The sequence below is a fragment of the Saliniramus sp. genome, from assembly GCF_035311605.1.
GTDB lineage: Bacteria > Pseudomonadota > Alphaproteobacteria > Rhizobiales > Beijerinckiaceae > Saliniramus.
Genome location: NZ_DATGCW010000365.1, coordinates 1 through 2,068 on the forward strand (window position 1 = coordinate 1; position 2,068 = coordinate 2,068).

Annotated in this window: 2 protein-coding genes; both read right to left on the minus strand. The window is 64.4% G+C overall.

The genetic code is table 11. The annotated features are described in order from the left end of the window. The coding region (locus VKP01_RS16240; protein WP_324414147.1) for an ATP-grasp domain-containing protein at positions 1 to 558 on the minus strand (558 nt) is incomplete at its 3' end. Between the two features lie 241 nt (positions 559 to 799). After that, positions 800 to 2,068 (minus strand): serine hydrolase domain-containing protein (locus VKP01_RS16245; RefSeq protein WP_324414149.1); only part of this gene is annotated, 1,269 nt, incomplete at its 5' end.

Here is a 2,068-nt window from a genome sequence, read left to right on the forward strand (position 1 = left end):
GACCGCGAACTCGTCGCCCTCGATCACCTGCTCGAGCACGAAACGATCGAGTTCAAGCACGGCGTCGGGATACAGGCCGCGAAACCGCTGCCCCGCCGCGCGCAGACGCTCGGCCGCGGCCGGCCAATCCCCGGCATCCTCCACGATCTGCACCCCGAGACTGAAGAAACCCACCGCCGGCTTCGCGACGAAGGGCCCGCCGAAGATCGTCGGGTCGACGGCGTCGAGATCGCCCAGCCGGACTTCCTCGAAACGGTACGCCGGATCGAGATCCGCCAGGAGTTCACGGAAGCGGACCTTGTCCTTCAACACCTCGATTTGCGCCGGGAGGTCGCTTTCGGCGAGATGATCCCGGATCCAGCCGAGCGCGTTCTCGGAGTTGGTGTAGAGCCGCGGATGATCCTGCTCGAAGTAACGGCGAGCGAAGTCGTCGTCGCCCACGAGCTGCACGCCGCGCAGCTCGCGCCGGGCACAGGCGTTGTCGAGAACGGGCGCACCGAGCCGGGTGGCCGCTCGCCGCAGCTGCGGCGACACAAAGGGTTCGTCGAGGATGAACATGATCGGAAGTTCTGGCGAAAGTCTGGAGCCGAAGTGGACGAGCCCTACGATAGCCGCAATCCATCGGATTCGCCGGGCCCCGGAGCTGGTCTGGGGCGACGAGATTGGGGCGGGGTTTCGAGATCCCGGATATCGCTGGCGCGATTCCGGGATGACGGTGGTGGGTGGCGGGTGTTGCGAGAGTTGGGTGTCTCGGTTTCCAGGGTTGCCTCGGGGTTCGCTCGGGCACCCCTCCCGACCATCATCCGGAGGCTGATTTACCGCCATAAAACAGGGCCAGCCTGAAGACGGCCCAGGTCACTCCGGTCACGGCGCTTGCCACCAGCACCAGCGCCAGGTCCGGCGAGAACAGCCGCATCGTCCCGATCGACACGCCGAACAGCTGCGGGATGAGCAATACACAGGTCCACGCCAGCGCGAGCGTCATGAGCAGCGGAAACCAGAGGCTGAACGCCCCGAACAGGCCGGATTTGGCCCGCAACCCAGTGCGCAGCCGCCATGACTGGACCATGCTGAACCCGAAAAGAACGGGCAGCAGCGCGAAGGTGAGGAACAATGCCTTCCGGCTCCAGCGCCCGCCTGCCCCGGCCTCGACAAAATCCAGCCCGAGGGCCTTGGCGGCGATGCCGTTGAAGAGGGTCGACGATTCACCAAACCCCATGCCGCTGCCCGAGTTGACGAGGACGACAGCGCCTTTTTGCTCTGCCGGCATCATGATGGCGAGTGTTTCCACGCCGGGGGTCAGGCCCGTATGCGATACGGTTCCGCGATCCGGATCGACATACCAGCCGAAGCCGTAGAATGGCGATACATCGCCCGCCGGGCGCATCATCTCGGCCTTGCCCGCGGCGCTGATGATGTCGTCCTCGCCATTCATCATCATCGCCAGGTATCGCGTCATGTCGCCGGCACTTGCGATGATGCCGCCGACCGGCGCGGACATGCGATGCGTCGCGGTCTTTTTCACGGGGCGCTTCATGCCAAACCATGGCGTGTGACCTACCGCGATGGTGTCATGGCTTTCGCCGTCGGCGACGAAGCTGTGCGCCATGCCGACGGGTTCGAGGATTTCTTCCTGGATATAGCTGGCATAGTTCCGCCCGCTCACGCGCTCGATGATAGCGCCGAGAACATAGTAGTTTGCGTTGGAATATTCCCACCTGGTGCCGGGCTCATGGGCAGGTGCCCATTGCGCAATCCGTTCAACCTGGCGGCCGAGCCCGTCTGCGCTCCGGCTCGGCGCGATCAGGTTGTCATTGCCCTGAAGGGTGGAATAGCCGCTGGTGTGACTGAGCAGTTGCCGGACCGTGACCGTGCGGGCCGGGCCGTTGGCGAACATCTCGAGATATTCCGAAGCCGGCGAATCCAGCTCGACCGTGCCGGCCTCCACGAGCTGCATCATGGCCAATGCGGTAAAGCTCTTGGCAATCGAGCCGATCACGAACGGCGTATCCGGCGTAATCGCCCTGCCGCTTCCGAGCAGGATCTCGCCGCGTTCACCGGAAACGAT